Raw genomic sequence first — 2,215 nt, 5'->3', positions numbered from 1 at the left:
GCGGGCGCGGGCAGTGAGCGCCCCCGGCACCCCGGAACCCGCCATGCGCACCGACCCCCCCACGCCCACCCCCGCCGCTGCGCCGCCCGTGCCGCGCGGTGCGCTCGCGCGCCTGCTTGACAGCGACCTCTTCCACAGCTTCATCCGCTCGCCGATCACGGTGCTCTCGGCGCTGGTCGTGCTGGGGATCCTGGTCGCCGCGCTGCTCGCGCCGGTGATCGCGCCGCAGAACCCCTTCGACCCCGCCACTCTCAATCTGATGGACGGCTTCACCCGGCCGATGCAGGCCAACGAATTCACCGGCAACGTGTACTGGCTGGGCACCGACGCCCAGGGCCGCGACCTGTTCTCGGCCATCCTCTACGGCTCGCGGGTGTCGATCCTGGTGGGCTTCGCGGCGGTGGCCTTCGCCGCGGTGCTGGGCATCACGCTCGGGCTCGTCGCCGGCTACCGCGGCGGCTGGGTGGACAGCCTGATCATGCGCGTCGCCGACGTGCAGCTGAGCTTCCCGGCGATCCTGGTGGCGCTGCTGATCTTCGGCGTGTTCAAGGGCGTGGTGCCGCCGGCGCTGCACGACAAGGCGGCGATCTACGTGCTGGTCCTGGCGATCGGCCTCTCGGACTGGGTGCAGTACGCGCGCACGGTGCGCAGCTCCACGCTGGCCGAGCGCAACAAGGAGTACGTGCAGGCCGCGCGCGTGATCGGGGTGCCGGCGTCGGCCATCCTGCTGCGCCACATCCTGCCCAACGTGATGGGGCCGGTGCTGGTGATCGCCACCATCGGCCTGGCGCTGGCGATCATCCTCGAGTCGACGCTGTCCTTCCTCGGCGTTGGCGTGCCGCCCACCCAGCCCAGCCTGGGCACGCTGATCCGCGTCGGCCAGGACTACCTGTTCTCGGGCGAGTGGTGGATCGTGCTCTTCCCCGGCCTCACCCTGCTGCTGCTCGCGCTGTCGGTGAACCTGCTCGGCGACTGGCTGCGCGACGCGCTCAACCCGAGGCTGCGCCGATGAACGTGCCGCAAATCGACCAGATGAACGCCGGTGGCGGCCTGCCGCTGCTGTCGGTGCGCCGCCTGCGGGTGGAGTTCCCCTCGCGGCGCGGCACCCTGCTGGCGCTCGACGACGTCTCCTTCGACATCGCGCGCGGCGAGGTGCTCGGCGTGGTGGGTGAGTCGGGCGCGGGCAAGTCGCTCACCGGCGCGGCCATCATCGGCCTGCTGGAGCCGCCCGGGCGCATCGCCGGCGGCGAGATCCTGCTCGACGGCGAGGCCATCCACGAGCTGAGCGGCGAAGCCATGCGGCGCCTGCGCGGGCGCCGCATCGCGATGATCTTCCAGGACCCGCTCACCAGCCTGAACCCGTTGTACACGGTGGGCGAGCAGCTGGTCGAGACCATGCTGACCCACCTCGAGCTCACCCCCGCCGCCGCACGCGAGCGCGCGCTCGCGCTCCTCGACGAGGTCGGCATTCCGGCGCCGGCGCAGCGCATCGACCACTACCCGCACCAGTTCTCCGGCGGCATGCGCCAGCGCGTGGTGATCGCGCTCGCGCTGTGCGCCGAGCCCGAACTCATCATCGCCGACGAGCCCACCACTGCGCTCGACGTCTCGGTGCAGGCGCAGATCATCGCGCTGCTGCGCCGCCTGTGCCGCCAGCACCGCACCGCGGTGATGCTGGTCACGCACGACATGGGCGTGATCGCCGAGACCGCCGACCGCGTCGCGGTGATGTACGCCGGCCGGGTGGTGGAGATCGGACCGGTGGACGAGGTGGTGCGCGCGCCGGCGCATCCCTACACCCGCGGCCTGATGGGCGCCATCCCGGTGCTCGGCGCCGAGGTCGAGCGCCTGGTGCAGATCGACGGCGCGATGCCGCGCCTGGACGCGATCCCGCCCGGCTGCGCCTTCCATCCGCGCTGCACCGCGGCCTTCGCGCGCTGCCATGCCGAGCGCCCCGAGCTGCTGCCCGCGGGCGCCACGCGCGCGGCGTGCTGGCTGTACGCGCCGGCGGAGATGGCTGAAGGAGGGGGGCGATGAGCATCATCGAGCGCGCGCTCGCCAAGGCGAAGCAGCAGGACCGCGCCGCGGTCGAGGACGCCGAAGGCCTGGTGCACCGGGCACAGGTCGACCACGGCGCGGACGTCGGTCCCGCGGGTGGCCTGGGCGCTGCGCCGGACGTCGGCGAAGCGGCCGCGCTGCCGGCGAGCGCGACCGC

General features: G+C 73.0%; 2 protein-coding genes and 1 pseudogene. All 3 read left to right on the top strand.

Annotation, left to right across the window (positions count from 1 at the left end; all coding sequences use genetic code 11):
- Positions 1-43 precede the first annotated feature (43 nt).
- Complete coding sequence (locus C667_RS22370; protein WP_004386378.1) at positions 44-1,012, top strand: ABC transporter permease; 969 nt, start codon at positions 44-46, stop codon at positions 1,010-1,012.
- Positions 1,009-2,037, top strand: a complete 1,029-nt coding sequence (locus C667_RS22365; protein ID WP_004386377.1) for an ABC transporter ATP-binding protein — start codon at positions 1,009-1,011, stop codon at positions 2,035-2,037. Before C667_RS22370 ends, C667_RS22365 begins: the two co-directional genes overlap by 4 nt.
- A pseudogene (locus C667_RS22360) lies at positions 2,034-2,215 on the top strand (ABC transporter ATP-binding protein); the annotation flags it as partial. The gene C667_RS22365 and the pseudogene C667_RS22360, both read left to right, overlap by 4 nt.

The sequence above is a fragment of the Thauera phenylacetica B4P genome (assembly GCF_000310225.1).
Classification (GTDB): domain Bacteria; phylum Pseudomonadota; class Gammaproteobacteria; order Burkholderiales; family Rhodocyclaceae; genus Thauera; species Thauera phenylacetica.
Note: the sequence above shows the minus strand (reverse complement) of the source record. Positions and strands in the feature narration are given on the sequence as shown.